Origin of the sequence: Rathayibacter sp. AY1B5 (assembly GCF_002932795.1) — a bacterium.
Taxonomy (GTDB): Bacteria; Actinomycetota; Actinomycetes; order Actinomycetales; family Microbacteriaceae; genus Rathayibacter.
This window is the reverse complement of sequence record NZ_PSWM01000001.1, coordinates 87,828-114,255: the sequence shown is the minus strand read 5'-3', so window position 1 is coordinate 114,255 and position 26,428 is coordinate 87,828. Positions and strand designations below refer to the sequence as shown.

The following is a 26,428-nucleotide window of genomic DNA, read 5'->3' as shown; positions in this document are numbered from 1 at the left end:
GAGGCGTCCCGTAGCCTGGAGCGGTCATGCTGCTTCTTCAGACCTCCACCCCGGACCCTGTCGCCGCCACCGTCTCCTTCTTCGAGTCCGAGCCTTTCTGGAAGGTGGTCGCGATCCTCGGGATCGTGCTGGGCGCGCTGCTGGTGCGCGTCATCGCCCACTTCATGATCGGCCGCGTCGTCGACCAGATCGTGTCGGGAGTGAAGCGCCGCCAGCGGGTCGAGGACACCCAGTCGATCGCCGCGTCGCCGCTCGCGGCCGTGCGGGTCGTGCAGCGCACGCGCACGCTCGGGTCGATCCTCAACAACCTGAGCTCGATCCTGATCGTCGTGATCGCCCTGGTGATGATCGTGACGACCATCGACAAGGACCTCATCGGCTCCTTCGCCCTGCTGACCGCCGCCCTCGGCGCGGGCCTGGGCTTCGGCGCTCAGAACATCGTGAAGGACGTCCTGAACGGACTGTTCATGGTCGCGGAGGACCAGCTCGGGGTCGGCGACGTCGTCGACACGGGGCAGGCGACGGGCGTGGTCGAGTCGGTCGGCGTCCGTGTGACGCAGATCCGCGACGTCAACGGGACCCTCTGGTTCGTCCGGAACGGCGAGATCGTCCGGGTCGGGAACATGTCGCAGGGCTGGTCGCGCGTCATCGTCGACCTGGCCGTGCCCTACGAGACGGATCTCGAGCAGGTGCAGTCCACGGTCCTCGCCACCGCGAACGAGCTGGCGGCGAGCAGCCGCTGGCGGGCCCGGATCATCGACAAGCCGGAGCTCTGGGGCCTGGAGTCCATCGCCGACGACGCCCTGGTCATCCGGGTCGTGGTCAAGACCCGCACCACCGCGAAGGACGACGTCGCCCGCGAGCTGCGCCTGCGCCTGAAGAGGTCGCTCGACGCGCTCGACGTGAAGCTCCCCTCGCTGGCCACCGTCGTCCTCGAGGGCTTCGAGGGAGCGACCAGCGTCGGAGGCGCCAAGCCGCCGCGGACCACGCCCTCCCCCACGATCAGCACCGAGCACGGCAAGCCCGTGCGGCTCCCCCGGGCGCTGCGGCGCGGGAGCGGAACGCCACCTCAGGACGGCGGCGGCACCTCCGGTCCGACGGGACCGCGCTCGTGAGCGGCCTGCAGATCGGCGGAACTCCTCCGCTGCGCAGCTTCTGGGAGCACCTCGGCGGTCGGCCGACGTTCGAGCGACTCGTCCGTCGGTTCTACAAGGGCGTCCGCGAGGACGAGGTGCTCTGGCCGATGTACCCCGAGCACGACCTCGAGGGCGCGATCCAGCGCCTCACCGGCTTCCTCGAGCAGTACTGGGGCGGACCGGGCACGTACAGCGAGGAGCGCGGGCACCCGCGCCTGAGGATGCGGCACCAGCCCTTCCGGATCAACCCCGAAGCCCGCGACCACTGGCTCCAGCACATGCGGACCGCCGTCGACGATCTCGAGCTCGCTCCGGCCGATGACGCCCTGCTCTGGGACTACCTGGAGCGCGCCGCCCACGCGATGGTGAACACCTTCGAGGAGTAGCCGCTCAGCCCGGGGTGCGGACCAGCACGTGCCCGCGGCGCGAGGTGAGCCGGCGCCAGGCGCCGCTCTCGAGCAGGGCCACGGGGTCGTCGGCGCCGAGGAACCCGAGCGCGAAGAGGGCGAACGCCGCTCCCGCGGGGACGTCCTCGAGGCCGACGAGCGGTCGGCCCCAGACGCTCGAGCGCACGCGTCCGACGATCTGCTCGCCCGTCTCGGAGCCGACGGCCGCCGCGATCTCGTCGATCCCCTCGCGCGCCACACGCTCCAGGAAGCCGGGGTCCACGGGCTCGCGCCGGGCCCAGCCGCCGCGGGGCGGGGAGACACCCGCCCAGGGCCCCGCCGTCGCGTCGTCGCCGTCGGGCAGCACGACCGGCTTGCCGTCCGCTCCGCCCGGCTCCCACTGCAGCCGGGCGAGACGGTCCGACAGCGCTCGGATCGGCACGACCCGGTCGAAGCCGGCGGGCTCGTCGAGCGCGAAGACGCGCAGGCCCAGCACGGTCGCGGAGCGGTCCAGCAGACCGCGGGGCTGGAGGATCGGGGTGTAGGCGGCCAGCACGTGGTCGTCGGCGAGGAGCCGGACCGCACCGTCCTCGACCCGAGCCGAACGGCCGAGGAAGACGCGCAGATCCGACAGGCTCGGCGGATCCGCCAGGGAGAAGGACGAACTCATCGCGTCGATAAACTTACCCGAGGCCGTTCGCCCCACCGACCGACACCCCGGAGGTACCGTGCCCGATCCCCTGTCCTCGTTCCTCACCGCGCTCGACCTGACGGACACCGGCGCCCGCACCAGCGAGGACATCTCGACGGGTCCCTCGCAGTGGATGCCCGAGGGGCGGGTCTTCGGCGGCCAGGTCCTCGCGCAGTCGCTCATCGCAGCCGGTCGCACCGTCGAGGGGCGCTCCGTGCACTCGATGCACGGGTACTTCCTCCGCCCCGGGGACGTCTCCCTGCCGATCACGTTCTCGGTCGACCGGATCCACGACGGCCGCTCCTTCTGCACGCGGCGGACGCAGGCCTACCAGAACGGCCGCCCCATCCTCTCGATGATCGCCTCGTTCCAGACCGAGGACGAGGGCCTCGACCACCAGGCGTCGATGCCGGAGGGGATCCCCGACCCGGAGTCGCTGCCGAGCACCGCCGAGATCCTCGCGGGCGTCGACCACCCGGTCGGCAGCTTCTGGGCCACTCAGCGCCCCTTCGACGTGCGGCACGTCGAGCAGCCGGTCTACCTCCGGGCCGACCCCGAGCGGGTCGCGCACCAGAGCGTGTGGATGCGCTCGCTCGGACCGCTGCCGGACGATCCGATGCTGCACCGCGCCGCCCTCGCCTACGCGAGCGACTACACGATCCTCGAATCCACGCTCCGCCGGCACGGCGCGGCCTGGACGACGCCCGGCCTGCGGATCGCGAGCCTCGACCACGCGATGTGGTGGCACCGCCCCGCGCGCGTGGACCAGTGGCTCCTCTACGTGCAGGAGGCGCCGAGCGCGTCCGGCGGACGCGGACTCTCGCTCGGGCGGATCTACACCCAGGAGGGCGTGCTCGTGGCGAGCGTCGCCCAGGAGGGCATGGTCCGCGTCCCCCTGGGCTGAGCTCAGCCCCGCTTCGAGAAGGTGATGGGCTCCTCGACGTAGGGGCCCCACGCCTCGCGGAGCTCCTCGGGGATGCGCTGGGGCCTGCCCGTCGCGGCGGTGACCAGTACCAGAGTGGTGGCCGCCTTCGTGAAGAGCACCCGCGGGACGACGCCGGCGGGCGAGTAGAGCTCGTAGCAGACCTCGAGGCTCGCGCCGCCGATCCGCCCGATCCACAGCTCCACGTCGATCGGCGCGCGCATGTACGGGATGGGCGCGAGGTACTCGATCTCCTGCCGGGCGATGAGGCTGATCGACTCGGCGCCCGGCCGGGCGTCGAGGACCGCCGTCGCCATCCCGCCGGGCTGCGGCGAGTCCGGTTTCCAGAACGCCTGGATGCGCGCCTCCTCGAGCAGGCGCAGCATCTCGGCGTTGTTCACGTGCGCGTAGGCGTCGAAGTCCGACCAGCGCAGCGGGATGGCGACGTGCAGGCGCATCAGTCGCGGGTGAGCTTGCGGTAGGCGGAGCGGTGCGGCTTCGCCGCGTCCGGGCCGAGGCGCTCGATCTTGTTCTCCTCGTAGGCCTCGAAGTTGCCCTCGAACCAGTACCAGTTGGCCGGATCCTCCTCGGTGCCCTCGTAGGCGAGGATGTGGGTCGCGATCCGGTCGAGGAACCACCGGTCGTGCGTGATGACCACGGCGCAGCCCGGGAATTCGAGGAGCGCGTTCTCGAGGCTGCCCAGGGTCTCGACGTCGAGGTCGTTGGTGGGCTCGTCGAGCAGGAGCAGATTGCCGCCCTGCTTGAGCGTCAGCGCGAGGTTGAGGCGGTTCCGCTCGCCGCCGGAGAGGACGCCGGCCTTCTTCTGCTGGTCCGGGCCCTTGAAGCCGAACTGCGAGACGTAGGCGCGGGAGGGGATCTCGGTCTTCCCGACGGTGATGTAGTCGTGCCCGTCGGAGACGACCTCCCACAGGTTCTTCTGCGGGTCGATGCCGCCGCGGCTCTGGTCGACGTAGGAGATGTCGACCGTCTCGCCGATCCTGAGGTCGCCGGAGTCCAGCGACTCGAAGCCGACGATCGTCTTGAAGAGCGTGGTCTTGCCGACGCCGTTCGGGCCGATGACGCCGACGATGCCGTTGCGGGGCAGGGTGAAGCTCAGGTCGTCGATCAGGACGCGCTCGCCGAACTGCTTGTGCAGCTTCTTCGCGTCGATGACCTGGGAGCCCAGGCGGGGGCCGACGGGGATGACGATCTCCTCGAAGTCGAGCACGCGCGTCTTCTCGGCCTCCGCTGCCATCTCCTCGTAGCGCGCCAGGCGCGCCTTCGACTTGGCCTGGCGGCCCTTGGCGTTGCTGCGCACCCAGTCGAGCTCGGTGGTGAGGCGCTTGGCGAGCTTGGCGTCCTTCTTGCCCTGGACCTCCAGGCGGGCGCTCTTCTTCTCGAGGTACGTCGAGTAGTTGCCCTCGTAGGGGTAGAGGTGGCCGCGGTCGACCTCGGCGATCCACTCCGCGACGTTGTCGAGGAAGTACCGGTCGTGGGTGACGGCGAGCACGGCGCCGGGGTACTTCGAGAGGAACTGCTCGAGCCAGAGCACGCTCTCGGCGTCGAGGTGGTTGGTGGGCTCGTCGAGCAGCAGCAGGTCGGGTTTCTGCAGGAGGAGCTTGGTGAGCGCCACGCGGCGCTTCTCGCCACCCGAGAGGTTGGTGACGAGGGAGTCCCCCGGCGGGGTCCGCAGGGCGTCCATCGCCTGCTCGAGCTGCGAGTCCAGGTCCCAGGCGTCGGCGGCGTCGATCGCCTCCTGCAGGGTGCCCATCTCGGCGAGGAGGCTGTCGAAGTCCGCGTCCGGGTCGGCCATCGCGAGCGAGATCTCGTTGAAGCGGTCGATCTTGCCCTTGATCTCGCCCACGCCTTCCTGGACGTTCTCGAGCACCGTCTTGGTCTCGTCGAGCTCGGGCTCCTGCATCAGGATGCCGACGGTGTAGCCCGGGCTCAGCCGCGCCTCGCCGTTGCTCGGCGTGTCCAGCCCCGCCATGATCTTCAGGATCGTCGACTTGCCGGCGCCGTTGGGCCCGACCACGCCGATCTTCGCTCCCGGAAGGAACGACATGGTCACGTCGTCCAGGATCAACTTGTCACCGACCGCCTTCCGCGCGCGCACCATCGAGTAGATGTATTCAGCCATACCCAGTCCTCAAGTCCGTCGGTCTGCGCGGAGTCGCCTCGCCCGCCGGTCCCCTGTTCCGCGCGGAGGCGCTGACGCAGGCTCGGACCGGGGCGGGACGCCGGGCCCCGGCCGACGCGGTGCGCGGGCCGCGGGACCGTCCGCACCAGACGAGGATAACGGGAACTCGCCGGTCCGCGTCGGAGGGAGCGTCTGAACGCGGACCGCCCTCCGCTCCGGCCGGGCCGGTGCGGAGGGCGGATCGCGTCAGCGGCCGACGGTGCGGATCAGCTGCAGGGCGTCAGGCGCTCCACCGCCTCGGACAGCGTGTCCGTGCTGCCGAGCAGGATCACCTGCGTCGCCTTGGACGCGGTGATGTCGGCGAGGACCGCCCGGGGCACGCAGGTGGGCTGGACCGCGAAGAGCGGGCTCCGGGTGTAGCCCGCCGCCGTGGCTCCGGCCAGGGCGTCGGGGAACTTCTCACCGGTCGCGAGGTAGACGGTCGTCGCCGAGGTGAAGGCCGCCTTGTTCAGCTTCTCCGAGGTGTCGTACCGGTCGGTCCCGCCGATGCGGGTGATCACGGGGCCCGTGATCGAGCGCTCGATGCCGGCGCTGACCGAGAGCGTCGAGCCCGCGATCGTCAAGCTACTGACCTTGAGGCCGCTGATGATCTGCTGGGTGAGGGGGTCCACCGTGGAGCCGGTTCCGTTGGTCAGCACCACCGGAGCGCGATTCGCGCCGGCTGCGGCGCTGGCGCTCAGGGCGTCGGGGAACTTCTCGCCCGTGGCCAGCCAGGCCATCGAGGAGCCGCCCCTGAAGGCGTCCTGGAGGATCAGCTTCGAGGTGTCGTAGCGGTCGACTCCGCCGATGCGCGTGATCTTCCCCTTCGGCGCATACGCGGCCAGGTCGCTGTAGACCTGGCTGCCGACGCTGAGCTCGGAGCCGACGACGACGATCTTCGCGGGCTTGAGACGCGTCAGCTCGGTGCGGACGACCTGGCTCATCGAGTCGCGGTCGACCAGGAGCAGCGGCCCGCCCGCCGTGGCCGCGGCGGGTCCGGCGCTGAGAGCGTCCGGGAAGTTCTGCCCGGTGGCGACGTAGACGACGGGGACGTTCGCCGGGAAGGTGCGCTTGGACACCTCGACCGCGGTGCCCTGACGGTCGGTGCCCGAGATGCGCGAGACGGCCGGCGAGCCGGCGGGCGGAGCCGTCGGAGTGGTGGTCGGCGCGGGCGTCACCGGCGGGGTGGTCGCGGTGGCCGTGGGCGTCGGGGTGACGGGCGGGGTGGTGGGTCCGCTTCCGGTGACGCGGACCGCGGCGTCCGATGTGATGGTCGCTCCGCGGGGCTGCTGCACCCTGCCGTTGCTGACGCCGGTGACCTGGAGCAGGCTGCTCGCGCGGTCCTTGTAGGCGTCGTAGGCGCTGGAGGGGATCGTCACGGTGACCTTGGACTGGTCGTTGTCCGCGGTCACCTGGGCGGGGATCCGCTCGGTCCTGCTGGATCCGACGTACGCGGCGAGTCCCTGCAGGTCGTAGAAGCCGGGCTGGTTGGACTCGAGGACGACGGTGTCGCCGCCCTTGACCTCCGGCACCTCGGCGGCGTTGCTGTACGCGAAGTACGCGGCGCTGCGCTGGAGCGTCTGCGCGGTCCCGCTGAGGTCGACCCCGCCGACGCCGCCGCTGCCGGAGGCTCCGGCGACGGAGAGGGTGGCCGACGTGGTCAGCTCGTAACCGCTGTCGACCGGCTGGCCGATCGGCTCCCGGGGGTTCTTGATCGGCTGCTTCTGCGCGGTGATCTGCAGAGCGACGGTCCCGCCGCCGAACGAGGCGAGGGGCTGCTTCAGGTCGATGCGGAAGCTGCGGCTCCCGGATGCGAGGTTCGCCGAGCCGACCAGGTCGTAGTCCCCGATCGCCCAGTTGTAGGTCGTGAACGCCGGGTAGGAACCCGTCGGCCGAGCGGAGTCGGACAGCGTGACGTCGAGCCCGGTGACGTCGCCCGCGACGGGACTGATCTGGGCGGCCGAGAACGTCTCGGTGGTCGACCAGTTGTAGGGGCTCGTCAGAGCGACCATCCGGCTCTCCGCGGCGGCGGCCGCTCCGGCTCCTGTCGTCACTCCGAGGACGACGGCTGCCGTGCTCGCTACCGCGAGGGCGGTGCGCATCCACCTCGCTCGCGTCGTCGTCTGCGGTCGGGATGTGGTCATGGCGAGTTCCCCCTCGTCGTGGTCCTCGTGCCGAGCGCTCCCGTCGGCACGTCCGACCCTGTGCCCGCGCCGGGGCACACGTGTCGGTCCGGGCAGCCTAACCGTGCGGAGCAGCCTTCAGGGGAGGGCGGGACGGCGCCGACCGCCTCCCCCGCCGGCCGCCCCGTCATGAGAGTGGGCGTCGATGCTCGGATCCGCACCGGTCGACGTGGTCCTCCGGGCATGGCGGACGGCGCCTCGACCCCTTCGCGACCGAGGGAGGGGGACGGTGTCGAGGATCCTTTCGCCCTTTCCGTCCCCGACCGGGGCGCGGGTCGAACCGTTGTCGATCGACGCCGGCGCGTCAGCCCTCGATCGGGACGGTCCGGCCGACCAGGCACGCACCGGTCGCGATCGGTGCCGCGATCACCGCCCGCACCCCGCCGCTCTTCGGGCCGTACTGGCCGATGAGGCACGACTCGCCGAGCTTGACGGAGACCTGCACCGAGTCCGCGTCGAGCCCGACCGAGGTCTCGTCGGCCGTCAGCTGCATCGACTCGCGGGAGAACCCCGCTGCCACGAGCGCGTCGACGACGCTCGAGCCGCTCACCTCCGGATCGGGCTCGGCCGCAGCTCGGAGGGTCTGCTCGAAGACCGGGAGGTTCTGCTCGGTCGTCCCGCCCGGCACGAAGGCGACGGGTGCGGTGGACTCCACGGGTGCCGGCGCCTCGGCCGCGGAGGAGGAGACCACGGGGTCCGGCGCCGACGGCGACGTGCAGCCGGCGAGGCAGACGGCGAGGCAGACGGCGAGACCGCCGAGCGCGAGCGCGATGCGGGCCGCTCGGTTCCGTGTCACGCCCGGCTCCTCCCGACCGGGACGGCTCTCGCTCCGGTCCCCCGGATCAGAACGGGGTCTCCCCGGATCCTACCGAGAGACCGGGAGCGCCTCCGCCGACGCCCACCGCCACCGGCGGCTCGGGTGCCGCATCGCCGCGGTCGTGGCCCGCCGCTCCCCAGTCCGCCGCCGGGGCGCCCTCGCGCGGCGCCTCCTCGCTCCACGCCGGCTCGGCGGCGGGGGCGGGAGCGGAGGCGCGCCCGACGGTCTTCGTGAAGCTGCTGGTCCCCCAGGCGAGGTCGTGCCCGATGCCCTCGGCGGTGAGGACCACGTCGGTGCCGGTCTTGCCTCCCGCCTCCCAGGCCCTCACACCGAGCCGCCCGGTGACGAGGATCCGGTCGCCGCGCGAGAGGGAGGACAGCGCGTTGCCGGCCAGGCCGTTGAAGGCGGTGACGGTGTACCAGTTGGTCGAGACGTCGACCCAGCGCTGCTCCGAGCGGTCGTAGCGCCGCTGCGTCGAAGCGAGCCGGAAGCTGGTCATCGCGGTCCCGCTCGAGGTGTCGATGCTCCGGGGCTCGGTGCCGATGGTCCCGATGACGGTCAGGGTGTCGGTCATGGTCGTGTCCTCTCTACTCCTGCCCCGCCACGGCTGCGACGGGGACGGCGCCCGGGCGGAGGGGGCTGGTACCGCTCGGGCGCCGCAGGGCCAGTGTCGCGACGAAGGGCCCGTCTCCGAGGTGGAGGCGGGCCCTTCTGGGGAGGGGACGAGCGGATCGTCCCCTGTGGAGGAACGTCACGACGCGGTGATGTACCTCGAGTAGGACGTGCGGATCTTGTTCACCTTGGGCAGCGCGACCGCCATGCAGTAGCCCTGGCCCGGGTTCTTCGCGAAGAAGTCCTGGTGGTAGTCCTCGGCCGGGTAGTAGACGCCCAGCGGCGAGATCTCGGTGACGATCGGTCCGTCCCACCACTCGGACGCGCGGTCGCGCGCCGACTCGAACAGCTCCTTCTCCTCGTCGGAGGAGTAGAACATCGCCGAGCGGTACTGCGTGCCGACGTCGTTGCCCTGGCGGTTCAGCTGACGCGGGTCGTGCAGGGTGAAGAAGACGTCGAGGATCACCTGCTCGGGGATGACGTCCGGGTCGAACGTGACGGCGACGGCCTCGGCGTGACCGGTGCGCCCGGAGCAGACGTCCTCGTAGTCGGGCTCGGTCGTGCGGCCGCCGGTGTAGCCGGAGACGACGTCGGTCACGCCGTCGAGGACGCGGTAGACGGCGTCCAGACACCAGAAGCATCCTCCGGCGAGTACGAATGTTCGCATTGCGTGTGACTCACTTCCTGTCGCGTCGACGCGTCCGGGGTGCCGGAGGCGTCAGTCGGTCCAACACGCTCCCCGCCCCCTGCATTCCGCGGATCCTCCCCCTGCAATAGAGTCGCGGCGTGAGCTACGACGCCGCCGCCGCCCGCTACGACCGCATGGACTACCGACGCACCGGACGGAGCGGTCTGCTGCTGCCCGCCCTGTCGCTGGGCCTCTGGCACAACTTCGGATCCGACCGCTCCCTCGACACGCAGCGCGCGATCCTCCGCCGCGCGTTCGACCTGGGCGTCACCCACTTCGACCTCGCGAACAACTACGGACCGCCGTACGGTGCCGCCGAGACGGCCTTCGGCCGCATCCTCGCGGAGGACCTCCGCCCGTACCGCGACGAGATCGTCATCTCGTCCAAGGCCGGATACGACATGTGGCCCGGCCCGTACGGGGACGGCGGCTCGCGCAAGTACCTGCTCTCCTCGCTCGACCAGAGCCTGCAGCGGATCGGCGTCGACTACGTCGACGTCTTCTACTCGCACCGGCCGGACCCGGAGACTCCGATCGAGGAGACGATGGGCGCTCTCGTCTCGGCGGTGGAGTCGGGCAAGGCGCTCTACGCCGGCATCTCCAACTACTCGCCCGAGCAGACCCGGGCCGCGCAGGCGGCTCTGGCGGGCAGCGGAGTCCCGCTCCTCCTGCACCAGCCCCGCTACTCGCTCTTCGACCGCGGACCCGAGGACGGCCTCTTCCCGGTGCTCGACGAGCTCGGCACCGGCTGCATCGTCTTCTCGCCGCTGGCGCAGGGGCTCCTGACCGACCGCTACCTCGACGGCACCGTGCCGGAGGGGTCCCGTGCGGCGACGTCGCGCTTCCTCTCCTCCGACCGGATCGACGAGGCGTACCTGACGCGGGCCCGCGGCCTGAACGCGATCGCGCAGCAGCGCGGCCAGTCGCTGGCCCAGCTCGCCCTGAGCTGGGTGCTCCGGGTGCCCACCGTCACGAGCGCCATCATCGGCGCGTCGAGCGTCGCGCAGCTCGAGCAGAACGTCGCCGCGCTGGACGCCGGCCCCCTCTCGCAGGAGGAGACCGACGCGATCGAGGAGTTCGCGGTGCACGGCACGACCCTGCGCTGACGCGCGGGCGGGGATGTCGGTGGTCCGCCGTAGTCTGCGACAGCACTCGGCCGGTGGGTGCTCCGAGACTCGAGCAGGAGGAACCGATGTCCCTGTCCACGCTGCACGCCACCCGCACCCCGCCGACGCTCACCCGGGTCAACGCCCGGCTGTGGCGCGTGAGCACCGGCTCGGGCGCCGTCGTCGGTCACATCGAGCTGGTCGAGGATCCGCTCGGCGAGCGGTACCGCGCCCGGCTGCTGAGAGCGGGCATGCCCGCCGGCGCCGAGCTCGGCGAGTTCTGGAGCGTCGACGACGCGATCGAGGTCTTCCGCGTCGCCTGACGCGCCGATCCGCCCGGTCGGCGGCGTGCCGACCGGGCCGCGGCGACCGCCCCGGATAGCGTTCGCCCCATGCAGTGGTGGAACGAGTTCATGTCCTGGATCCGCACGAGCGACGGGCACCAGGCGGTCTTCACGGCCGCTGTGGTCCTGCTGGCCGTGGTGGTCGGAGCGATCGTGATCGGCTCCGTCTTCCGCGCGTCGATCGCGCGACTGATCCGCCAGCAGGACCACGAGCGGAAGAACGCGGTCATCGCCACGCTCGTCGACGCCGCGGTCGACGCCTCCGCCTGGAACGTCCTCAGCAGCCCGGAGCGCGTCCTCAGCGACCGCGCGTCCGCGCAGGCCGAGACGCATCTGCGCCTCCTGCCCGTCAAGGGCTCCGGAGTCGCGGCCAACTGGGCCGCTCACGAGCTCGCCGAGCTGAAGCACACGTCGAGCACCGGCGGCTACCAGACGCAGGCCAGCGTGGGCGAGTTCCGCGACCGTCTCGTGCAGTGGCGGGACAAGCCCGGACGCGCCCGGAAGGCCTTCCTCGCCGACCTCGAGCGCTGGCGCTTCTCGGAGACCGGTCGCGACCGCTCCGCCGAGTCCGCACCGTCGTCCGATCGGGCCGCGAGCGCCGGCGAGTCCGCGCCGGAGCGCACCGCTCCCGCGGCCGCTCCGCCGACCGCCGTCGCGCCGGTCGTCGTCGGTGCGGGCTCCGCGTCCGGCGCAGCCCCGCAGACGCCCACGATCGTCCTCCCCGCGTCGGCCGGGGACGCCTCGCAGGAGGAGACCCGCCGCCTGCTCGCCGACGTCGACCGCCTGGAGGTGCCCTCGCGCGAGCGCCCTGTCGAGGAGCTGCCGCCCGTCGACCCGCAGCGCTCGGCTCCGTCCGCGGAGCAGCCGCAGTCCTCGGACGCGGAGCCCGACGCGATTCCCTCTGCGCAGGAGAACGGGGACCGTCCGGTCGTACCGGCGGAAGCCGACGACGACGCCGTGGTGCGAGCCGACGAGGCCCGGTTCGAACGTCCCGCCTCGGACGACGACCGCCGCGAGGAGCACACGTCGGTCTGAGCCGCCCCGGCGGACGAGAGAAGGCCCCGATCGCGAGTGCGATCGGGGCCTTCTCCGTGGTGCGGGCGGTGCGTGTACTGACTAGCTGTGTGCATCACGTGCACGGGCGACTCGGCCGACCAGTACGGCGAGTGGCGCCGCGACGATCGTCCACGCGACGGCGATTCCACCGAGGATGGCGAGGAGCAGCATGGTCGTACCTCCGTTCGTTACGTCGTTGTAATTCCGGACACCCCAAGACTAGGTGCCTGACTGACACTCAAACGACATCGGGTGGGAAACACGCCGGTGTTGCCTCCGATTTGCCGGTGTGTTACTGGTGCAGCGACCGCGAGTCCTCGTCCGAGGGGCACCGGAGCGGAGGAAAACCCCGTGGGTGCCGGGCGTCACTCCTCGAAGGCGCGCGGGGCCGCCCGAGACGCGGCCCGAAGACGAGTGCGACGCGTCGTCGATGATCGACGGGCCATCGCGGAAGAGGACCCGGGACGGCGACCGGCGCGCTCCCGATCCGATGGTGCCCCCGGCAGGAATCGAACCTGCGACCAAGAGATTAGAAGGCTCCTGCTCTATCCGCTGAGCTACGGGGGCGGACTCCGACCACGATACCGAAGCGCGGGGGCCACGCCCGCCGGGGTCTAGGCGCCCCGGACGAGTCCCAGCACTCCCACGACCAGGGAGACGACGGCGAGGGCGAGCGAGACGCCGATGAGGACGGTGTGCACGCGGAGGAAGGTCGTGGCGCGGCCGTCCGCGTCCCGCGCCCGCGGGTCCTTGCGGACGCGGCGGAGGAAGGGCGGCCAGACGATCGCGTTCCACACGGCGTTGACGATCAGGAGGCAGCAGGCGAGCGTGATCACGAGGATCCAGTGTAGGAGGAGCGGGGCGGCCGGACCGGGTGTCGGCGGCCGCCGATAGACTGCCCCGCATGAGTAGCGCCCCCGACCGTCTTGTCTGGATCGACTGCGAGATGACGGGGCTCGACCTCTCCGTCGACGAGCTCGTCGAGATCGCCGTCGTCGTCACCGACTTCGAGCTGAACCCGCTCGACGAGGGGCTCTCCCTCGTCATCCGGCCCGACGCGACGGCGCTCGAGAACATGGGCGATTTCGTCCGGTCGATGCACGAGACCTCCGGCCTGCTGGTCGAGATCCCCTCCGGCGTCAGCGTCGCGGAGGCCGAGTACGAGGTGCTCGAGTACGTGCTCAAGCACGTCCCGGCGGAGCAGCAGGCCCCCCTCGCTGGCAACTCGATCGGCACCGACCGCGCCTTCCTCGCGAAGTTCATGCCGCGCCTCGACGGCCACCTGCACTACCGCAACGTCGACGTCAGCACGATCAAGGAGCTGGCACGCCGCTGGTTCCCGCGCATCTACTTCAACGCGCCCCAGAAGCACGGCGGCCACCGCGCCCTCGCCGACATCCTCGAGAGCATCCGCGAGCTGCAGTACTACCGCCGGGCCGTGTTCGTGGAGCAGCCGGGGCCGAGCACCGCCGAGGTGCAGGCCGTGTCGGCCGCCGTCGTGGACGAGTTCGCCTCGCGGATGTAGTACTCTCGTACAGTTGCTTCGGCGGGTCGCCCCGTCGGAACACGCTCCTGGTGGGTATAGCTCAGTTGGCAGAGCGCCTGGTTGTGGTCTAGGAGGTCGCGGGTTCGAGCCCCGTTACTCACCCCAGTGGCTGTGCATGCAGCGGAAGAGGCCCGGAGTTCCGACTCCGGGCCTCTTCGCACATCCGGCGACCGGCAGCGATCGCCGTCGCAGAGAGGTCCCGGATGCTCGAGCTGGACGAGAACGCCTTCGAAGCCCTGGTCGTCTCCGAGCTCGACGCGCTCCCGGACGACATGGTCGACGGGCTCGACAACGTCGTGTTCGTCGTGGAGGACCGGCCCGAGGACGGGACTCTGGATCTGCTCGGCTACTACGACGGCGTCGCCCTCACCGAGCGCGAGCGCTACGGCTTCGGCGAGATGCCCGACCGCATCGTGCTGTTCCGCGAGCCGCACCTCGCCGCGTGCGACGATCTGGACGCGCTGCGCGACGAGATCCACGTCACGCTCGTCCACGAGATCGCGCACTTCTACGGCATCGACGACGACCGGCTGCACGAGCTCGGCTGGGCCTGACCGCCGCCGAAGGAGAGCCTCCCACCGGCCCCCGCGCGTCGCCGCGCTGGGAGGGGACCCCTCAGCCGCGCACCGCTCCCGCGCCGCCCGTGTCCAGCACGAGGTCGGCGTGGTCCCGGGGCTGCTCCCGAGCGCAGTAGGAGCGGAAGTCGCGGTCCCAGGCGTCCCAGTGCGGAGCGAAGAGCTCGCCGTCGCGGTCGAGCGCACGCGTCCGCCGCACGTCGTCGTCGGCTTCGAGCCAGACCACCAGATCGGCGTGACGGCGCGCGGCGGCGCCGGCCGACCCGCAGCCCTCCAGCACCAGAAGCGTCTCGCGGACGACGCGGCACCCGGCCGTCGTCTCCGCGGCCCAGTTCCAGGGCCGCCAGTGCGCTGCGAGGCCGAGACCGTGGGGGCGGACGAGCGTCGCGGCCGTCTCCCGCGACGCCCGGTCCAGGCCCGTCCAGCCGGGGTAGAGGTCGTCCATCCGCACGAGCACGACGGACGGTGCCGCCGGCACGAGACGGAGCTGCTCGACCAGCGCGCGCGCGAACGTGGACTTGCCGGAGCCGCTCGGTCCGTCCAGCAGCACCGTCCGCCGGCGCCGGGCGATCACGGAGCGGGCGAGGTCGCGCGCCGTCCGATCCGTGAGCGGCGGGATCCGCTCAGCCATGCAGGACGAAGCTCCAGGAGCCGGTGACGACGGAGGCGGTCACGGCGACGGCCGCGATGAGCACCCCGCCCGCGAGCAGCAGGACGTCGCCGGCTCCGAGGCGCGACTGCCGCGCCCAGGTGCGCGGGATGCCGGAGCCGAAGCCCTTCGCCTCCATCGCCGTCGCCAGTCTGCTCCCCCGGCGGATGGCCAGCACGAGCAGCGAGAACGTGCGGGCCGCGAGGCTGCGGAGCGCCTCGACGGGCCCGCGACCGTCGGCGACCCCTCGGGCCCGGCGGGCCATCGACAGGGTGCGCCAGTCGTCGACGAGCAGGCCGACGAGCCGCATGCCGGCGAGAGCGCCGAGAACGAAGCGCGAGGGCAGGCGCAGGATCTGCGCGAGGCCGTCCGCGAGGTCGGTCGGGTCGGTGGTGGCGATCAGGACCACGCTCGGCAGGCCGATCGCCAGGACGCGCAGCGCGATGGCCAGCCCGAGGGCGACCGATCCCTCCGTGACCGAGACGATGAGGAACTCCGCGTAGACGGCGCCGCTGTCGCGCCCGTAGAGGACCGTCGAGAAGCCGGCGAGCGGAGCCGCGATCCAGACGGGAGCCGTCCGCCGCACGAGCTCTCCCGCGCGGAGCCCTGCGAAGGGCAGAACCAGCAGCTCGAGCGCCAGCGCGGTCGCCGCGGAGACCGCATCCACCGTGAGCAGGAGCGCGAACGCGATCACCAGGCTGGCGAGGAGCTTGGCGACCGGGTTGGCGCGGGCGATCCGGCTGCGCGCGGGAACGGAGTCGAGGAGCGTCATCCCGACACCGCCTCGCGGACGCCGAGGGTGAGGACCGAGTCGGCGAGGGCGGCGACCAGCGCCTCGTCATGGGTGACGGCGAGCACCGCCGTGCCCGCGTCGCGCTGCTCGGCGAGGAGATCGACGAGCACCTCCCAGGTCAGGCGGTCCTGCCCGAACGTCGGCTCGTCGAGGACGAGCACGGACGGTGACCGGGTGAGAGCGGACGCGACGGCCAGTCGCCGCTTCTCGCCTCCGGAGAGGGTGAAGGGGTTGGCGTCGGCGAGGTGCGCGAGGCCGAGCCGCTCCAAAAGCTCCTCCGCCCGATGCCGCTCCGCCTCGTCGCGGGCGCCCAGCGCGAGCTCGGCGCGGACACGGGCGGTGAGGAACTGGTGCTCCGGCTCCTGGAACACCATCGCGATCCGTCCGGCGAGCTGGGCCGAGGTCCAGCGGATCGGCTCGGGGCCCGCACCGGCGCGGAGCGATTCGGAGGCGGTCACCCGCCCCGCGACCGGCGGCAGGAGGCCGGCCAGCGTGAGCGCGAGGGTCGATTTCCCCGCGCCGTTGGGTCCCAGCACGGCCGTGGCCCGCGCGGTGTCGACGGCGAGGTCGAGCCCGGAGGCCACGACGCTCGCGCGGCGGCGCCCGAGAACGGGCCGGCCGATGGCGAGGCCCTGGGCGCTCAGGGCGGCGGGCGACGGCAGCGCGCTCGCGGCGCGCCGGGCGGGGACGTCTCCCGGCAGCCAGACGCCAGAGGCGCGGAGCACGTCGTGCGCCCGATCGAGGACCTCCGCCGGAGCGCCGTCGGCGACGACCGCGCCGTCCCGCCCGAGCACCACGACCCGGTCGACGAGGCCGACCCAGACGTCGACCCGGTGCTCGACGACGATCAGCGTCGCTCCCGTGCGGGCGGCCGTGCGCTCGACCGCCGCCCGCACCTCGCGCACGCCGTCTGGATCGAGGTTGGCGGTGGGCTCGTCGAGGAGCAGGAGCCGCGGACGCATGGCGAGCACACCCGCCAGGGCGAGCCGCTGCTTCTGCCCGCCCGAGAGCGCCGAGGTGGAGTGGTCCAGCGGCACGTCGAGTCCGACGTCGCCGAGCGCCTCCCGCACTCGTCCGGGTATCTCCTCGCGCGGCACGCCGAGGTTCTCGCAGGCGAAGGCGACGTCGTCGCCGACCCGCGCGAGGACCGCCTGGGTGTCCGGATCCTGCAGCACGAGCCCTGCTGCACCGCGCCGGGTGAGCGGCGCCGCTCCGTCGATCTCGAGCTCGCCGGCCGCGGAGCCGTCCTCCTCCCCGCCGAGGACGCCGGCCAGGGCGTGCAGCAGCGTGCTCTTGCCCGCGCCGGACGGGCCGAGGAGCAGCACGCGCTCCCCCGGCTCCAGCGCGAGATCGAGACCGGTGAGGGCGTCGCGGGAGCGTCCCGCGTGCCGCCAGCTCCAGCCCCGCGCCCGGACGGAGGCGCCGCTCATCGAGCGCCCGCGCCGGCTCCCTCGACCGTCCGGCCCTCGCGCCCAGAGGCGAAGCGGTCCAGCGCTCCCGAGGCTGCGAGCCCCCGCACCGCGAACCAGGACAGCAGCCCGGCCAGGAGCGCGCCCGAGACGATCGAGGAGGCGACGTAGACGGTCTTGAACAGCGCGTCGTTGACGGCGTAGTACGACAGCAGGTCGTTGATCGCGAGGGCCAGCCCCGCACCGGCGCCGGCCAGCATCGCGACGAGCGGACGGCCGCTGCGGTAGAGGAAGAGCGCCAGGACGATCTCGGCGCCGAGTCCCTGCACGAGTCCGGAGATCAGCACGGTGAAGCCCCACTGGGTGCCGATGAGAGCCGACACGGCCGCGGCGACCAGCTCGGTGTAGAGCGCCGCTCCGGGCTTGCGGATGATCAGGCCGCCGAGGACACCGGCGAAGAGCCAGCCGCCGCCGAGGAGACCGCCGAGTCCGGGCAGGAACTCGAAGGCGAGGCCGAGGACGTTCGTCGCCAGGCCCCACGCCCAGAAGACGATCCCGCTCGCGACGGCGACGACGCTCGCCACCACGATGTCGACGACCCGCCAGCGCAGATCGCGCCGGGCCGGGCCGGAGGAGGTGAGATTCTGCGCGTTCGTGTTTCGCGCGTTCGTGTTTCGCGCGTTCGTGTTTCGCGCGTTCGTGTTTCGCGCGTTCGTGTTCTGCACTGACGTGCCCTTTCGTGGAAGCGAATGGAGGGCACGGGTTGGTAAGAGGAGATCGAAACGTTCCTTCGCTGGCATGACCCAGATCAGGTTCGACGGTCGAAGGCTGCTGCCTTCCTCTCAGCCCGGTGCACCGGACTCCCGTGTTCGTCCGCAATCATAGACGTCATGTCGTGGTCGGTGGTCGTCGTCCTGGCCGTGCTGCTGATCGTCCTGCTGCAGGCCCTGCTCTGGCAGCGCCGTGCGCGGATCCGGCGCGAGCTGCTCAGCTACGGCACGCGGGTGCCGGCGCGCGTCGTCGGGCCGGATCCGTCGCGCGGCGACCGTGATTCGGCGCGGGATCTGGGCCGGCTCCTGGTCGTCTACCGGACCGCGGAGGGTGTGGAGAAGCGCGCGCAGAAGTATCCGCTGAAGCGCGGCGACGCATGGATGGCCGGCGAGCCCGCCGCGGTGATCTACGACCCCCGCCGGCCGGACGACGCCGAGCGGCTGATCGTCGGCTTCGGCCGGACGAAGAAGAAGTGGTACCCCGCGCGCCAGCAGCGCGCCAGCTGACGCGGGGCCGCTCCGACTACTTCTTGAGGGCGCGGATGATGCGCGCGAGGGCCTTGCCGGTCACCCACACGAAGGGGATGCCGACGGCGAGGACCGAGATCACGTTCGGCTGGAACCGCAGGCCGAGGTCGTCCTTGATGTAGGCGCCGATCGGGATGACCGTGGCGCCGCCGCCTCCGCCGCCGCCCTCCTGGCCGTCCTCGGAGCCGCTGCCTCCGCCGAAGCCGAACCAGCGGAGGGCGACGGGGACGAGCGAGACGCCGTCGACGGTGACGGGCTCGCCGTAGATCGTCGCGGTACCCGCGGTGGTGACGGTGTCGGCCAGGGAGACTGCGATGTTGGGCATGGTGCGACGGTACTCCGCGGCTCTCCGCGGCGACAAGCGGCCCGCCGCGGCGCACAGGACTCGTCCATGGACCTCCGGGGACCTGCTGTCATGATCGACGGATGTCCGCCCGCACCCGCCGCCGCCCCGTGCGCTCGGCCGTGGTGGCGGTCGCGAGCCTCGTGCTCGCCGCCTTCCTCGCCTTCCACCGCGCGCTGCCCGATCCGATCGGCTGGCTGTCGGTCCTCGAGGTCGGGATCCCGTGGACGGGGTTGGTCGTGCTGCTCCTCATCGCGGCCGCGGCGGCCCTCCGATCGCGCAGGACGGCGGCCGCGGTCACCGTGCTGGCGATGGTCTACGGCGTGCTGGTGCTGCCGGTCGCGCTGCCGGCGCCGGCCGTGCGGTCCGGCTCCTTCACCGTCGTCAGCCAGAACATCGAGACGAGCGGCGACGCGGGTGAGCTCGCCGCCTCGCTCGCCGCCCGCGGCCCCGACGTGATAGCGCTGCAGGAGCTCGACGGAGACGCCGTGGACGCGGTCGACGCCGAGCTGGCCGACGAGTACCCGTACTCGTCCGTCTCGAGCACCGTCGGCGTCTGGAGCCGCACCGAGCTGACCGCGCAGGAGCCGCTCGACCTCGGTCTCGGCTGGGAGCGCGCGCTCGCCGTCGACGTCGACACACCGGTCGGCAGCGCACGCCTGTTCGTGGTGCACCTGGCCTCGTTCCGGCCGGGCGACCACGAGGAGCGTGACACCATGCTCTCGAACCTCGCCACCGCTCTCCGCGACGACGAGTCGGAGCGGACGCTGGTCATCGGCGATTTCAACACGCCGACGGACGACCACCTCTTCGCTCCGGTACTGGCGGAGGCAGGCCTCGTCCGCACGGGCGGAGTCGGCTTCCCGGCGACGTGGCCGTCGCTGCTGCCGCTCGTCGCGCTCGACCACGCGCTCGCCGACGGCGTCACCGCCGCGACCGTCGCGGTCCTGCCGCCGAACGGCTCGGACCACCGCCCGATCAGTCTGACGATCGGCTCCGCGTAGCGAGCGTGTCGCTGAGGTCGATCCCCTTGGCCGACTCGGGAGCCGACCGGGACAGGAGCGAGGCGGGACGCACGGCTCCGGAGCCGAAGCGGGCGGCCACTCCGTCGACCGCGAGCTCCGCGTCGCGCCAGTCGTCGGAGTCGCTCCACAGGGAGAACGCGACGTCGTCGCCCTCGACGAGCTGCTCGCCGCGCACGCCGATCAGCCGCACGGGCCGCCGCATCGGGTTGGCCGCGTCGAGCAGCGCGGAGGAGGCCTCGTAGAGGACGCGGGCCACGTCCGTCGCCTCGACGAGCGTGCGGGAGCGGGTGAGGGTGCTGAAGTCGCCGAAGCGGACCTTCACCGCGACGGTGCGGCACCGCACTCCGGATCGGCGCAGGCGCACGGCGACCTTGTCGCAGAGCCGCAGCAGCTCGCGGCGGACGAGCTCCGGATCGGCCACGTCGTCGGCGAAGGTGATCTCGTGTCCGGCGCTCTTCTCGATCTGGCGGGTGTCGACAGGCCGCGGGTCCACCCCGTTCGCCAGGGCGTGCAGGCGCCTCCCGGTCGCCTCGCCGAGGGCGGACACCAGCGACGGCAGCGGAGTGGTCGCGACGTCGGCGACGGTGCGCAGACCGCGGCGGACGAGCGCCTCCTCCGTGCTCGCGCCGACTCCCCACAGCGCGCTCACGGGCAGCGGATCGAGGAACTCGCGGACGCCGTCGGCAGGGACGACCAGCAGGCCATCGGGCTTGGAGCGGCCGGAGGCGAGCTTGGCGACGAACTTGGTGCTGGCGATCCCGACCGAGCACGTCAGCCCGAGCTCGGCGTGCACCCGGCGGCGGATCTCGGTGCCGATCGCGAACGGGGAGCCGGAGATGCGGCGAGCCCCCGCGACGTCGAGGAACGCCTCGTCGATGCTCAGGCGCTCGACCAGCGGCGTGAAGGAGTCGAAGATCGCCATCACGCGGCGAGAGGCCTCGCGGTAGCGCTCCATGTGCGGTTCGAGGACCACGGCCTGCGGGCAGCGGCGGAGGGCGACCGCCATGGGCATCGCCGAGTTGACGCCGTAGCGGCGCGCCTCGTAGGTCGCCGCCGTGACGACCGAGCGCGCCCCGTGGTGGCCGACGATGACCGGCCTCCCCCGCAGATCCGGCCGGTCGAGCAGCTCGACGGAGGCGAAGAACGCGTCCATGTCGATGTGCATGATGCTCGCGCGAGGGTCGTCGAAGGGCTCCGTCGTGACCTGGCGCCCGCTTCCGTCCTGCTTGCTCATGCGGTGCCGTCCTGCTCGCTCACGCCGTGCCGTCCTGCTCGCTCACGCCGTGCCGTCCTGCCTGCTCACGCCGCTCCGTCCTGCTCGCACACGATTCCTGCCATGCTCGCACGCACCACCGACATCGGCCGCTCGACCACCGACCCCGGGCCGGCCGGGAATGAGCGCCGACCACTCGCGGTTGACCCGAGCACCACGACGCTCCGGAGAGACCATGACGCACGAGCAGCCCGACTCCCCCACCGCCACCGAGACCGGCGCCGGCTCCGAGATGAGCCGCTGGCTCGATCTGCAGGACCGCGCCCACCGCGCCTTCGAGCTCCGGCTGGGCGCCGTCGAGGACTGGTCGGCCCCCACGCCCGACACCGAGTGGGACACGCGCGCCCTGGTGCTGCACGTCGTCCGCGAGCAGCAGCGCGCGCACACGCTCCTCTCCGGCGGAGACGAGTCGGCGCTGCGCCTCGAGTCCGTCGCCACCGATCTGCGGAGCGAATGGCGCCGCGTGACCGACCGCCTGCGCGTCGCGGTCCGCACCGTCGACCCGGCCGCGACCGTGCAGCTGGGGCGCGACACTGTCAGCGCCGTCGAGCTGCTGCAGGAGCAGACGGCCGATGTGACCGTCCACACCTGGGACCTCGCCCGCGCCACCGGCAGCGACGAGCGGCTCGACGAGGAGCTCGTCGCAGCGGTCTGGGAGCTGTTCGCGCCCCAGGAGGAGACCCTGCGCGCGAGCGGCCTCTACGCCGCGCCCGTGCCGGTCGACGACGCCGCCTCCCTCCAGAGCCGCCTGCTCGCCATCACCGGACGCGACGACCGCCTGGCCGCCTGACGGCCCGGCCCCCCGAGCGCCGTCAAGGCCTGGGGCGTCCAGGGACGTCGCGGCAGGATGGGAGTGACCACGAACACGGGGCGACCCGCCCCGACGAGGAGAGGAACATCCATGACACGCATCGCCGTCATCGGAGCCCACGGCAAGGTGGGGCAGCAGATCCTGCACCTGCTCTACGACGCCGGCCACGAGTCGGTCGGAGTGATCCGCAACCCCGATCACGCCGAGGACATCGTCCGCCTGGGCGGCGAGCCGCTCGTGCACGACCTCGAGGACACCACGCCCGAGGCCTTCGCCGAGGCGCTCGGCCACGTCGACGGCATGGTCTTCACCGCCGGTGCCGGACCCGACTCGGGCCCGGAGCGCAAGCGCACCGTCGACCTGGGGGCGTCCGTCCTCAGCCAGAAGGCCGCCGCGATCGTCGGGGTCCAGCACTTCGTCCAGGTCAGCGCCATCGGAGTGGACGAGCCGCTCCCCGAGGACACCGAGGAGGGCTGGAAGGCCTACGTCGAGGCCAAGCGCGACGCCGACGCGGCTCTGCGCGACTCCGGCCTCGACTACACGATCCTGCGGCCGGGAGGACTCACGGACGACGAGGGCACCGGCACGATCACGCTCGGCACCTCCGTCGAGAGGGGGAGCATCCCGCGAGCGGACGTCGCCGCCACGGTGATCGCCGCCCTGGCTCAGCCGACCTCCATCGCGAAGACGTGGGAGATCGTCTCCGGTCCCACCCCGATCGAGGACGCGGTGGCTCAGGGAGCCTGAGCCCCGGCACCTCCTCCTAGAGTGGGGCGGGTGAGCACCCACCCGCCCCGCCCCTGGATCCGCAGCTACGCGCCCGGCGTGCCGACGGAGCTCGAGCTCCCGACCGGCTCGCTCGTCGACATCGTCACCGAGTCTGCCGAGCGCTATCCCCACCAGGTCGCGCTCGAGTTCTTCGGCCGTTCGACCAGCTACTCCCGGCTCGCCGACGAGGTGGAGCGGGCCGCCGAGGGCCTGCGCCGCCTGGGCGTCCGCGCGGGCGACCCGGTCGCCCTCGTCCTCCCGAACTGCCCGCAGCACGTCGTCGCGTTCTACGCCGTCCTCCGGCTCGGCGCAGTGGTGGTCGAGCACAACCCGCTCTACACCCCGCGCGAGCTGCGCCACCAGTTCGAGGACCACGGCGCCCGCGTCGCGATCGCCTGGAACCGCGTCGTGCCGACGGTGCAGGATCTCCCGGCCGATCTCGGCGTCGAGACCGTCGTCGCCGTCGACCTCACCCGTGCGATGCCCGCCTCGATGCGCGCAGCCCTCCGCCTGCCGCTGAAGAAGGCCCGGGAGTCGCGCGCCGCGCTGACCGGGCCGGTCCGCGGTGCGATCGAGTGGGAGTCGCTGCTGCGCCGGCGGATCGACCCTGCGCATCCGCGCCCGGGCGCGGAGGACCTCGCGGTCATCCAGTACACGAGCGGCACGACCGGCACGCCCAAGGGCGCCGAGCTGACCCACGCGAACCTGACGGCGAACGCCGCCCAGTCGCGCGCCTGGGTGCCGACGGTCCGCCGCGGGAACTGCGTGGTCTACGCCGTGCTCCCCATGTTCCACGCCTACGGGCTGACGCTCTGCCTCACCTTCGCGATGAGCATGGGCGCGCGCCTGGTGCTGTTCCCGAAGTTCGACCCGGAACTGGTGCTGAAGGTCGTCGAGAAGCACCCCGCCACCTTCCTCCCGGCCGTTCCGCCGATCGCGGAGCGCCTGGCGCGCAGCGCTCAGCAGCGGGGCGTCTCCCTCCGCGGCATCGAGATCGCCATCTCCGGCGCGATGCCGCTCGACCCGGCGCTGGTCGAGTCGTTCGAGGCGCTGACCGGAGGCACGCTCGTCGAGGGCTACGGCCTCTCGGAGACCTCTCCGGTCCTGATGGCCAACCCGGTCGGTCCGACGCGACGCGCCGGGACGGTCGGTCTTCCGCTGCCCGGCACCGACGTGCGGATCGTCGACCCCGAGGATCCCGACACGGAGATGGCGACCGGGGAGCAGGGCGAGCTGGTCGTGCGCGGCCCGCAGGTGTTCCGCGGCTACCACCGCAAGCCCGAGGAGACGGCCGCGACCTTCACCGGCGACGGCTGGTTCCGCACCGGCGACATCGCGACGATCGACGAGGACGGCTTCGTGCGCATCGTCGACCGGATCAAGGAGCTCGTCATCACGGGCGGCTTCAACGTCTCGCCGTCCGAGGTGGAGGAGGTGCTGCTCCGCCTGCCCGAGATCAGGGAGGTGGCGGTGGTCGGCCTGCCCGATCCGCGCAGCGGCGAGTCCGTGGCGGCGGCGGTCGTCCTGGAGCCGGGCGCGCAGCTCGACGTCGCGGCCGCCCGCAAGGCCGTCCGGGAGGCGCTGACCCCCTACAAGGTCCCCAAGCGGATCACCGTCGTCGACGAGCTGCCGCGCAGCATGATCGGCAAGGTCCTCCGCCGCCAGGTGAAGGCCATGCTCACCGACGAGGACTAGCCCGGAACGAGCGGAGGGCCCCCGACCACTGTCCGTGATCGGGGGCCCTTCTCATCGAGGCTAGAAGCCGAAGTCGCCGCCTCCGAAGTCGCCTCCGCCGCCGAAGTCGCCACCTCCGCCGAAGTCGCCTCCGCCCGAGTCGCCCCAGCCGCCGCCGTCTCCGGCGTCCGCACCGGAGGCGTCCGCCCCTCCCGCGTCCGCTCCGCCGTCGGCCGAGGCGTCTCCCCCGCCGTCGCCGCTTGCGTAGTCGCCTCCCGCGTCGGGGAGGAACGCGCCCGCGATGGCCGAGCCGATCGCGAACCCGGCGATCGTTCCGAGCATCGAGGAGGCGAGGACGCCGCCGAAGCCCATGCCTCCGCCGCCGGAGAAGCGCCGCTCCATGAATCCGGGCTGGCGCAGCTCGCTCCGCGTGGCGGACTGGGCGAGCGTGCGGGGGTCGTCGTCCTTCGGCGCGTCGCCGACGGGGGCGCCCTCGCTGAGCTCCCGGAAGACCTGCTGGCGCTGCTCCGGGGTCAGCTGCTCGAACGCCTCGCGGTGCACCTGCTCGATCGCCTCGGGCGGTGCGGTGCGGAGGAGGTACCGGTAGCGCTCGATGGCCCGCTCATCGTCGCTGCGCGGAGACGTCGCCGGCGGGGAGCCGTACTCGGGCCTGCGGTCCGCGGCCTGCGGCGGCGCGTACGTCGAGCGGCGTGCGCTCTCGGGCTGCTCGTCGCGGCCCAGCAGTCGGTCCAGGAATCCCATGATCTCCTCCTCGGCGCCCCGCGGACGCACACCGCCACCGTAGGCCTCCCGCCGCTCCAGGTGCTGAGCGTTCTCTCAGAGGCTGCTCGGAGCGGAGGCCGCGGTCACTTCTGCTTCGGGATGACCACCCACATCACGAGGTAGGCGATGATCTGCGGCCCCGGGAGGAGGCAGGAGAGCACGAACAGGAGACGCACCACGAAGGGGCTCCAGCCGAAACGGCGGGCGAGACCGGCACAGACGCCGGCGATGATCCTGCCCCGACGGGGGCGCACGAGAGTAGCCATGCCTCCACTCTGGCGCAGGGCGCCTGAGCGGGACATCCGGGAAACCCCCTAGTCCTGGGCGGGAGTCCCGTCGAGCTCCTCGGGCCGGGACGCCCCCACCGAGCGGGCGAAGGAGGCCGCCCGCTCGGCGTCGGCCTCCGGCCAGACCACGCGGAAGCGCTCGAAGACCAGGTCGCCGATGCCGCCCGGTGAGACGCGGGAGAAGTAGCGCCGGTGCCCGTCGAGCCAGGAGGCGCGCGTGCGGTCCCCCTCGCCCTCGGCCCAGGCGAACGCGTCGTCGACGGAGTCGAGCGGACCGGTCCGCACCTCGTCCGTCACGAGGACGATGCGCGCCGCTCCCGTGCCGTCGCAGACGATCCAGTGGTCGCCCGCGGCGGGCGCCCCCTCCTCGGCGAGCGACGCCGTGGCCGTCTTCACTCCCCGCCGCACGAGGCCCAGCAGCTCGTCCGCCATCGCCGTGCTGTCGCCGAACGCCTCGACCGGCGGGAGCGCCTCGTCGACGCCCGGGTGCGCGGAGCGGTACTCCGCCCAGAGGAGCGCCGCCGAGGCGCCGTCGGTCTCGGGAAGGGCCGTGCGCTCCGGCGCGGCGGGCACGAGCGCGACGATGTTGGCCCCGGCCAGGGAGGCGGGATCGTCGGGGTGGTTGTCGGGCGTGGTGACCGTGTCGAAGGGCCAGTGCTGCTGGAGCCAGCGGCGCGCGTAGGCGTCGAGCTCCTCCTCGAGCCGCGACCCGCGGACGGCGGGGACGACCCACCAGGAGGCCTCGGCGGAGTCGCCGCCGCCGGGTCGGACGCTCACAGCGCCCAGCGCCTCGGTGCGGTCGGGGCCGACGAGCAGGAACGCGTGCGCTCTGCCCGCACGCGACTCCTCCTCGAGGCGGAGGAGTCCGCGCACGTCGTCGCCGAGGGACGCCGACGGAAGGGCGGCCGGATCGTCCGCGCGGAGGAGAGCCGCGAGCCACGGCCGCTGCTCGCCGATCACCGCGTGCAGGAGGTCCGCGTCGCTCGAGACGAGCGGTCGCAGGAGCGCTCCCGCCGGCAGCTCGAGCCGCGCGGGAAGGAGCGCGCCACCGGTTCCACCGCTCATGACCCCACC

The 26,428-nt window shown here is 72.4% G+C and carries 30 protein-coding genes, 2 tRNA genes and 1 riboswitch; of the genes, 14 read left to right on the top strand and 18 right to left on the bottom strand.

Annotated elements, in window-relative coordinates:
- Positions 1-26 precede the first annotated feature (26 nt).
- Positions 27-1,115: a mechanosensitive ion channel family protein gene (locus C5D44_RS00580; protein WP_104276040.1), complete on the top strand. Its 1,089-nt coding sequence runs from the start codon at positions 27-29 to the stop codon at positions 1,113-1,115.
- Complete coding sequence (locus tag C5D44_RS00575) at positions 1,112-1,522, top strand: globin (RefSeq protein ID WP_374954059.1); 411 nt, start codon at positions 1,112-1,114, stop codon at positions 1,520-1,522. The genes C5D44_RS00580 and C5D44_RS00575 overlap by 4 nt, the downstream gene beginning before the upstream one ends.
- Before the next feature lie 4 nt (positions 1,523-1,526).
- Here C5D44_RS00575 and C5D44_RS00570 read toward each other — a convergent pair whose 3' ends face one another.
- Positions 1,527-2,192, bottom strand: coding sequence for a hypothetical protein (locus tag C5D44_RS00570; RefSeq protein ID WP_104280544.1), 666 nt, complete (start codon positions 2,190-2,192; stop codon positions 1,527-1,529).
- Between the two features lie 58 nt (positions 2,193-2,250).
- Here C5D44_RS00570 and C5D44_RS00565 point away from each other — a divergent pair, with 58 nt between their 5' ends.
- Positions 2,251-3,117, top strand: a complete 867-nt coding sequence (locus tag C5D44_RS00565; RefSeq protein ID WP_258065003.1) for an acyl-CoA thioesterase II — start codon at positions 2,251-2,253, stop codon at positions 3,115-3,117.
- 2 nt (positions 3,118-3,119) lie between these two features.
- Here the strand turns inward: C5D44_RS00565 and C5D44_RS00560 are convergent, their stop codons facing one another.
- From C5D44_RS00560 to msrA, 6 genes are all read right to left on the bottom strand, one after another.
- A complete protein-coding gene (locus C5D44_RS00560) occupies positions 3,120-3,593 on the bottom strand; it encodes a thioesterase family protein (protein ID WP_104223707.1) in 474 nt (157 codons plus the stop codon).
- Entirely contained in the window at positions 3,593-5,275 is a 1,683-nt protein-coding gene (gene ettA, locus C5D44_RS00555) for an energy-dependent translational throttle protein EttA (RefSeq protein WP_104280543.1), read from the bottom strand. The genes C5D44_RS00560 and ettA overlap by 1 nt, the downstream gene beginning before the upstream one ends.
- Positions 5,276-5,541: 266 nt before the next feature.
- Positions 5,542-7,458 (bottom strand): cell wall-binding repeat-containing protein, encoded by a 1,917-nt coding sequence (locus tag C5D44_RS00550; protein WP_146087954.1) that lies wholly within the window; start codon positions 7,456-7,458, stop codon positions 5,542-5,544.
- Positions 7,459-7,801: 343 nt separating this feature from the next.
- Positions 7,802-8,293, bottom strand: coding sequence for a DUF6993 domain-containing protein (locus tag C5D44_RS00545; protein WP_104280541.1), 492 nt, complete (start codon positions 8,291-8,293; stop codon positions 7,802-7,804).
- A 46-nt stretch (positions 8,294-8,339) separates the two neighbouring features.
- Complete coding sequence (locus tag C5D44_RS00540) at positions 8,340-8,888, bottom strand: single-stranded DNA-binding protein (protein ID WP_104276034.1); 549 nt, start codon at positions 8,886-8,888, stop codon at positions 8,340-8,342.
- A gap of 177 nt (positions 8,889-9,065) precedes the next feature.
- Positions 9,066-9,593 carry a peptide-methionine (S)-S-oxide reductase MsrA gene (msrA, locus tag C5D44_RS00535; protein WP_104276033.1) on the bottom strand — a complete coding sequence of 176 codons (528 nt, stop codon included), beginning with the start codon at positions 9,591-9,593 and terminating at the stop codon, positions 9,066-9,068.
- A 155-nt stretch (positions 9,594-9,748) separates the two neighbouring features.
- Between msrA and C5D44_RS00530 the strand changes: the two genes are divergently transcribed.
- The 3 genes from C5D44_RS00530 (at position 9,749) to C5D44_RS00520 (ending at position 12,099) form a co-directional block, all read left to right on the top strand.
- A complete protein-coding gene (locus C5D44_RS00530; RefSeq protein WP_104280677.1) occupies positions 9,749-10,720 on the top strand; it encodes an aldo/keto reductase in 972 nt (323 codons plus the stop codon).
- Between the two features lie 86 nt (positions 10,721-10,806).
- The gene (locus tag C5D44_RS00525; protein WP_104223715.1) at positions 10,807-11,043 is read left to right on the top strand and encodes a hypothetical protein; all 237 of its coding nucleotides are present in this window, start codon (positions 10,807-10,809) and stop codon (positions 11,041-11,043) included.
- A gap of 69 nt (positions 11,044-11,112) precedes the next feature.
- Positions 11,113-12,099, top strand: coding sequence for a hypothetical protein (locus tag C5D44_RS00520; RefSeq protein WP_104280540.1), 987 nt, complete (start codon positions 11,113-11,115; stop codon positions 12,097-12,099).
- A gap of 512 nt (positions 12,100-12,611) precedes the next feature.
- Here the strand turns inward: C5D44_RS00520 and C5D44_RS00515 are convergent.
- Together C5D44_RS00515 and C5D44_RS00510 are read right to left on the bottom strand one after the other, a co-directional pair.
- Positions 12,612-12,687 (bottom strand) — tRNA-Arg (locus C5D44_RS00515).
- 47 nt (positions 12,688-12,734) lie between these two features.
- Positions 12,735-12,956, bottom strand: a complete 222-nt coding sequence (locus C5D44_RS00510) for an SCO4848 family membrane protein (protein WP_104223717.1) — start codon at positions 12,954-12,956, stop codon at positions 12,735-12,737.
- A gap of 68 nt (positions 12,957-13,024) precedes the next feature.
- On the opposite strand from C5D44_RS00510, the gene orn reads away from it, so the two are divergent.
- The 3 genes from orn to C5D44_RS00495 all read left to right on the top strand — a co-directional run bounded on the left by orn (position 13,025) and on the right by C5D44_RS00495 (position 14,220).
- The gene (orn, locus tag C5D44_RS00505; RefSeq protein WP_104276030.1) at positions 13,025-13,645 is read left to right on the top strand and encodes an oligoribonuclease; all 621 of its coding nucleotides are present in this window, start codon (positions 13,025-13,027) and stop codon (positions 13,643-13,645) included.
- A gap of 50 nt (positions 13,646-13,695) precedes the next feature.
- A tRNA-His gene (locus C5D44_RS00500) sits at positions 13,696-13,771 on the top strand.
- A 98-nt stretch (positions 13,772-13,869) separates the two neighbouring features.
- Positions 13,870-14,220, top strand: a complete 351-nt coding sequence (locus C5D44_RS00495) for a metallopeptidase family protein (RefSeq protein ID WP_104276029.1) — start codon at positions 13,870-13,872, stop codon at positions 14,218-14,220.
- Between the two features lie 61 nt (positions 14,221-14,281).
- Here C5D44_RS00495 and C5D44_RS00490 read toward each other — a convergent pair whose 3' ends face one another.
- Genes C5D44_RS00490 through C5D44_RS00475 form a run of 4 tightly spaced genes read right to left on the bottom strand, consistent with a single transcriptional unit; the run spans position 14,282 to position 17,703 of the window.
- Positions 14,282-14,872 (bottom strand): AAA family ATPase, encoded by a 591-nt coding sequence (locus C5D44_RS00490; RefSeq protein WP_146082489.1) that lies wholly within the window; start codon positions 14,870-14,872, stop codon positions 14,282-14,284.
- Positions 14,865-15,662: an energy-coupling factor transporter transmembrane protein EcfT gene (locus C5D44_RS00485; RefSeq protein ID WP_104280539.1), complete on the bottom strand. Its 798-nt coding sequence runs from the start codon at positions 15,660-15,662 to the stop codon at positions 14,865-14,867. The genes C5D44_RS00490 and C5D44_RS00485 overlap by 8 nt, the downstream gene beginning before the upstream one ends.
- A complete protein-coding gene (locus C5D44_RS00480) occupies positions 15,659-17,113 on the bottom strand; it encodes an ABC transporter ATP-binding protein (RefSeq protein ID WP_104280538.1) in 1,455 nt (484 codons plus the stop codon). Before C5D44_RS00480 ends, C5D44_RS00485 begins: the two co-directional genes overlap by 4 nt.
- On the bottom strand, positions 17,110-17,703 hold the full coding sequence (locus C5D44_RS00475) for an ECF transporter S component (protein WP_104247316.1): 594 nt from the start codon (positions 17,701-17,703) through the stop codon (positions 17,110-17,112). The genes C5D44_RS00480 and C5D44_RS00475 overlap by 4 nt, the downstream gene beginning before the upstream one ends.
- Before the next feature lie 157 nt (positions 17,704-17,860).
- Positions 17,861-17,968: riboswitch (TPP riboswitch) on the bottom strand.
- Positions 17,969-17,982: 14 nt separating this feature from the next.
- On the opposite strand from C5D44_RS00475, the gene C5D44_RS00470 reads away from it, so the two are divergent.
- Complete coding sequence (locus tag C5D44_RS00470) at positions 17,983-18,369, top strand: DUF3592 domain-containing protein (RefSeq protein ID WP_104276026.1); 387 nt, start codon at positions 17,983-17,985, stop codon at positions 18,367-18,369.
- A 16-nt stretch (positions 18,370-18,385) separates the two neighbouring features.
- Here the strand turns inward: C5D44_RS00470 and C5D44_RS00465 are convergent, their stop codons facing one another.
- A complete protein-coding gene (locus C5D44_RS00465; protein WP_104223724.1) occupies positions 18,386-18,715 on the bottom strand; it encodes a hypothetical protein in 330 nt (109 codons plus the stop codon).
- Positions 18,716-18,816: 101 nt separating this feature from the next.
- Here C5D44_RS00465 and C5D44_RS00460 point away from each other — a divergent pair, with 101 nt between their 5' ends.
- Positions 18,817-19,737: an endonuclease/exonuclease/phosphatase family protein gene (locus tag C5D44_RS00460; RefSeq protein ID WP_104280537.1), complete on the top strand. Its 921-nt coding sequence runs from the start codon at positions 18,817-18,819 to the stop codon at positions 19,735-19,737.
- Here the strand turns inward: C5D44_RS00460 and dinB are convergent.
- Positions 19,712-20,992: a DNA polymerase IV gene (gene dinB, locus C5D44_RS00455; RefSeq protein ID WP_104276023.1), complete on the bottom strand. Its 1,281-nt coding sequence runs from the start codon at positions 20,990-20,992 to the stop codon at positions 19,712-19,714. The genes C5D44_RS00460 and dinB overlap by 26 nt on opposite strands.
- Before the next feature lie 214 nt (positions 20,993-21,206).
- On the opposite strand from dinB, the gene C5D44_RS00450 reads away from it, so the two are divergent.
- The 3 genes from C5D44_RS00450 (at position 21,207) to C5D44_RS00440 (ending at position 24,305) form a co-directional block, all read left to right on the top strand.
- Positions 21,207-21,821, top strand: coding sequence for a TIGR03086 family metal-binding protein (locus tag C5D44_RS00450; protein ID WP_219815314.1), 615 nt, complete (start codon positions 21,207-21,209; stop codon positions 21,819-21,821).
- A gap of 111 nt (positions 21,822-21,932) precedes the next feature.
- The gene (locus C5D44_RS00445) at positions 21,933-22,589 is read left to right on the top strand and encodes an SDR family oxidoreductase (RefSeq protein WP_104276022.1); all 657 of its coding nucleotides are present in this window, start codon (positions 21,933-21,935) and stop codon (positions 22,587-22,589) included.
- Positions 22,590-22,619: 30 nt separating this feature from the next.
- Positions 22,620-24,305, top strand: coding sequence for a long-chain-fatty-acid--CoA ligase (locus C5D44_RS00440; protein ID WP_104280536.1), 1,686 nt, complete (start codon positions 22,620-22,622; stop codon positions 24,303-24,305).
- 60 nt (positions 24,306-24,365) lie between these two features.
- Here C5D44_RS00440 and C5D44_RS00435 read toward each other — a convergent pair whose 3' ends face one another.
- The 3 genes from C5D44_RS00435 to C5D44_RS18235 form a co-directional block, all read right to left on the bottom strand.
- Positions 24,366-25,046 (bottom strand): hypothetical protein, encoded by a 681-nt coding sequence (locus C5D44_RS00435; protein ID WP_104280675.1) that lies wholly within the window; start codon positions 25,044-25,046, stop codon positions 24,366-24,368.
- Positions 25,047-25,150: 104 nt separating this feature from the next.
- Positions 25,151-25,333 carry a PspC domain-containing protein gene (locus C5D44_RS00430; RefSeq protein ID WP_104223873.1) on the bottom strand — a complete coding sequence of 61 codons (183 nt, stop codon included), beginning with the start codon at positions 25,331-25,333 and terminating at the stop codon, positions 25,151-25,153.
- Positions 25,334-25,381: 48 nt separating this feature from the next.
- Complete coding sequence (locus C5D44_RS18235; RefSeq protein WP_219815313.1) at positions 25,382-26,419, bottom strand: ASCH domain-containing protein; 1,038 nt, start codon at positions 26,417-26,419, stop codon at positions 25,382-25,384.
- Between the last annotated feature and the right edge of the window lie 9 nt (positions 26,420-26,428).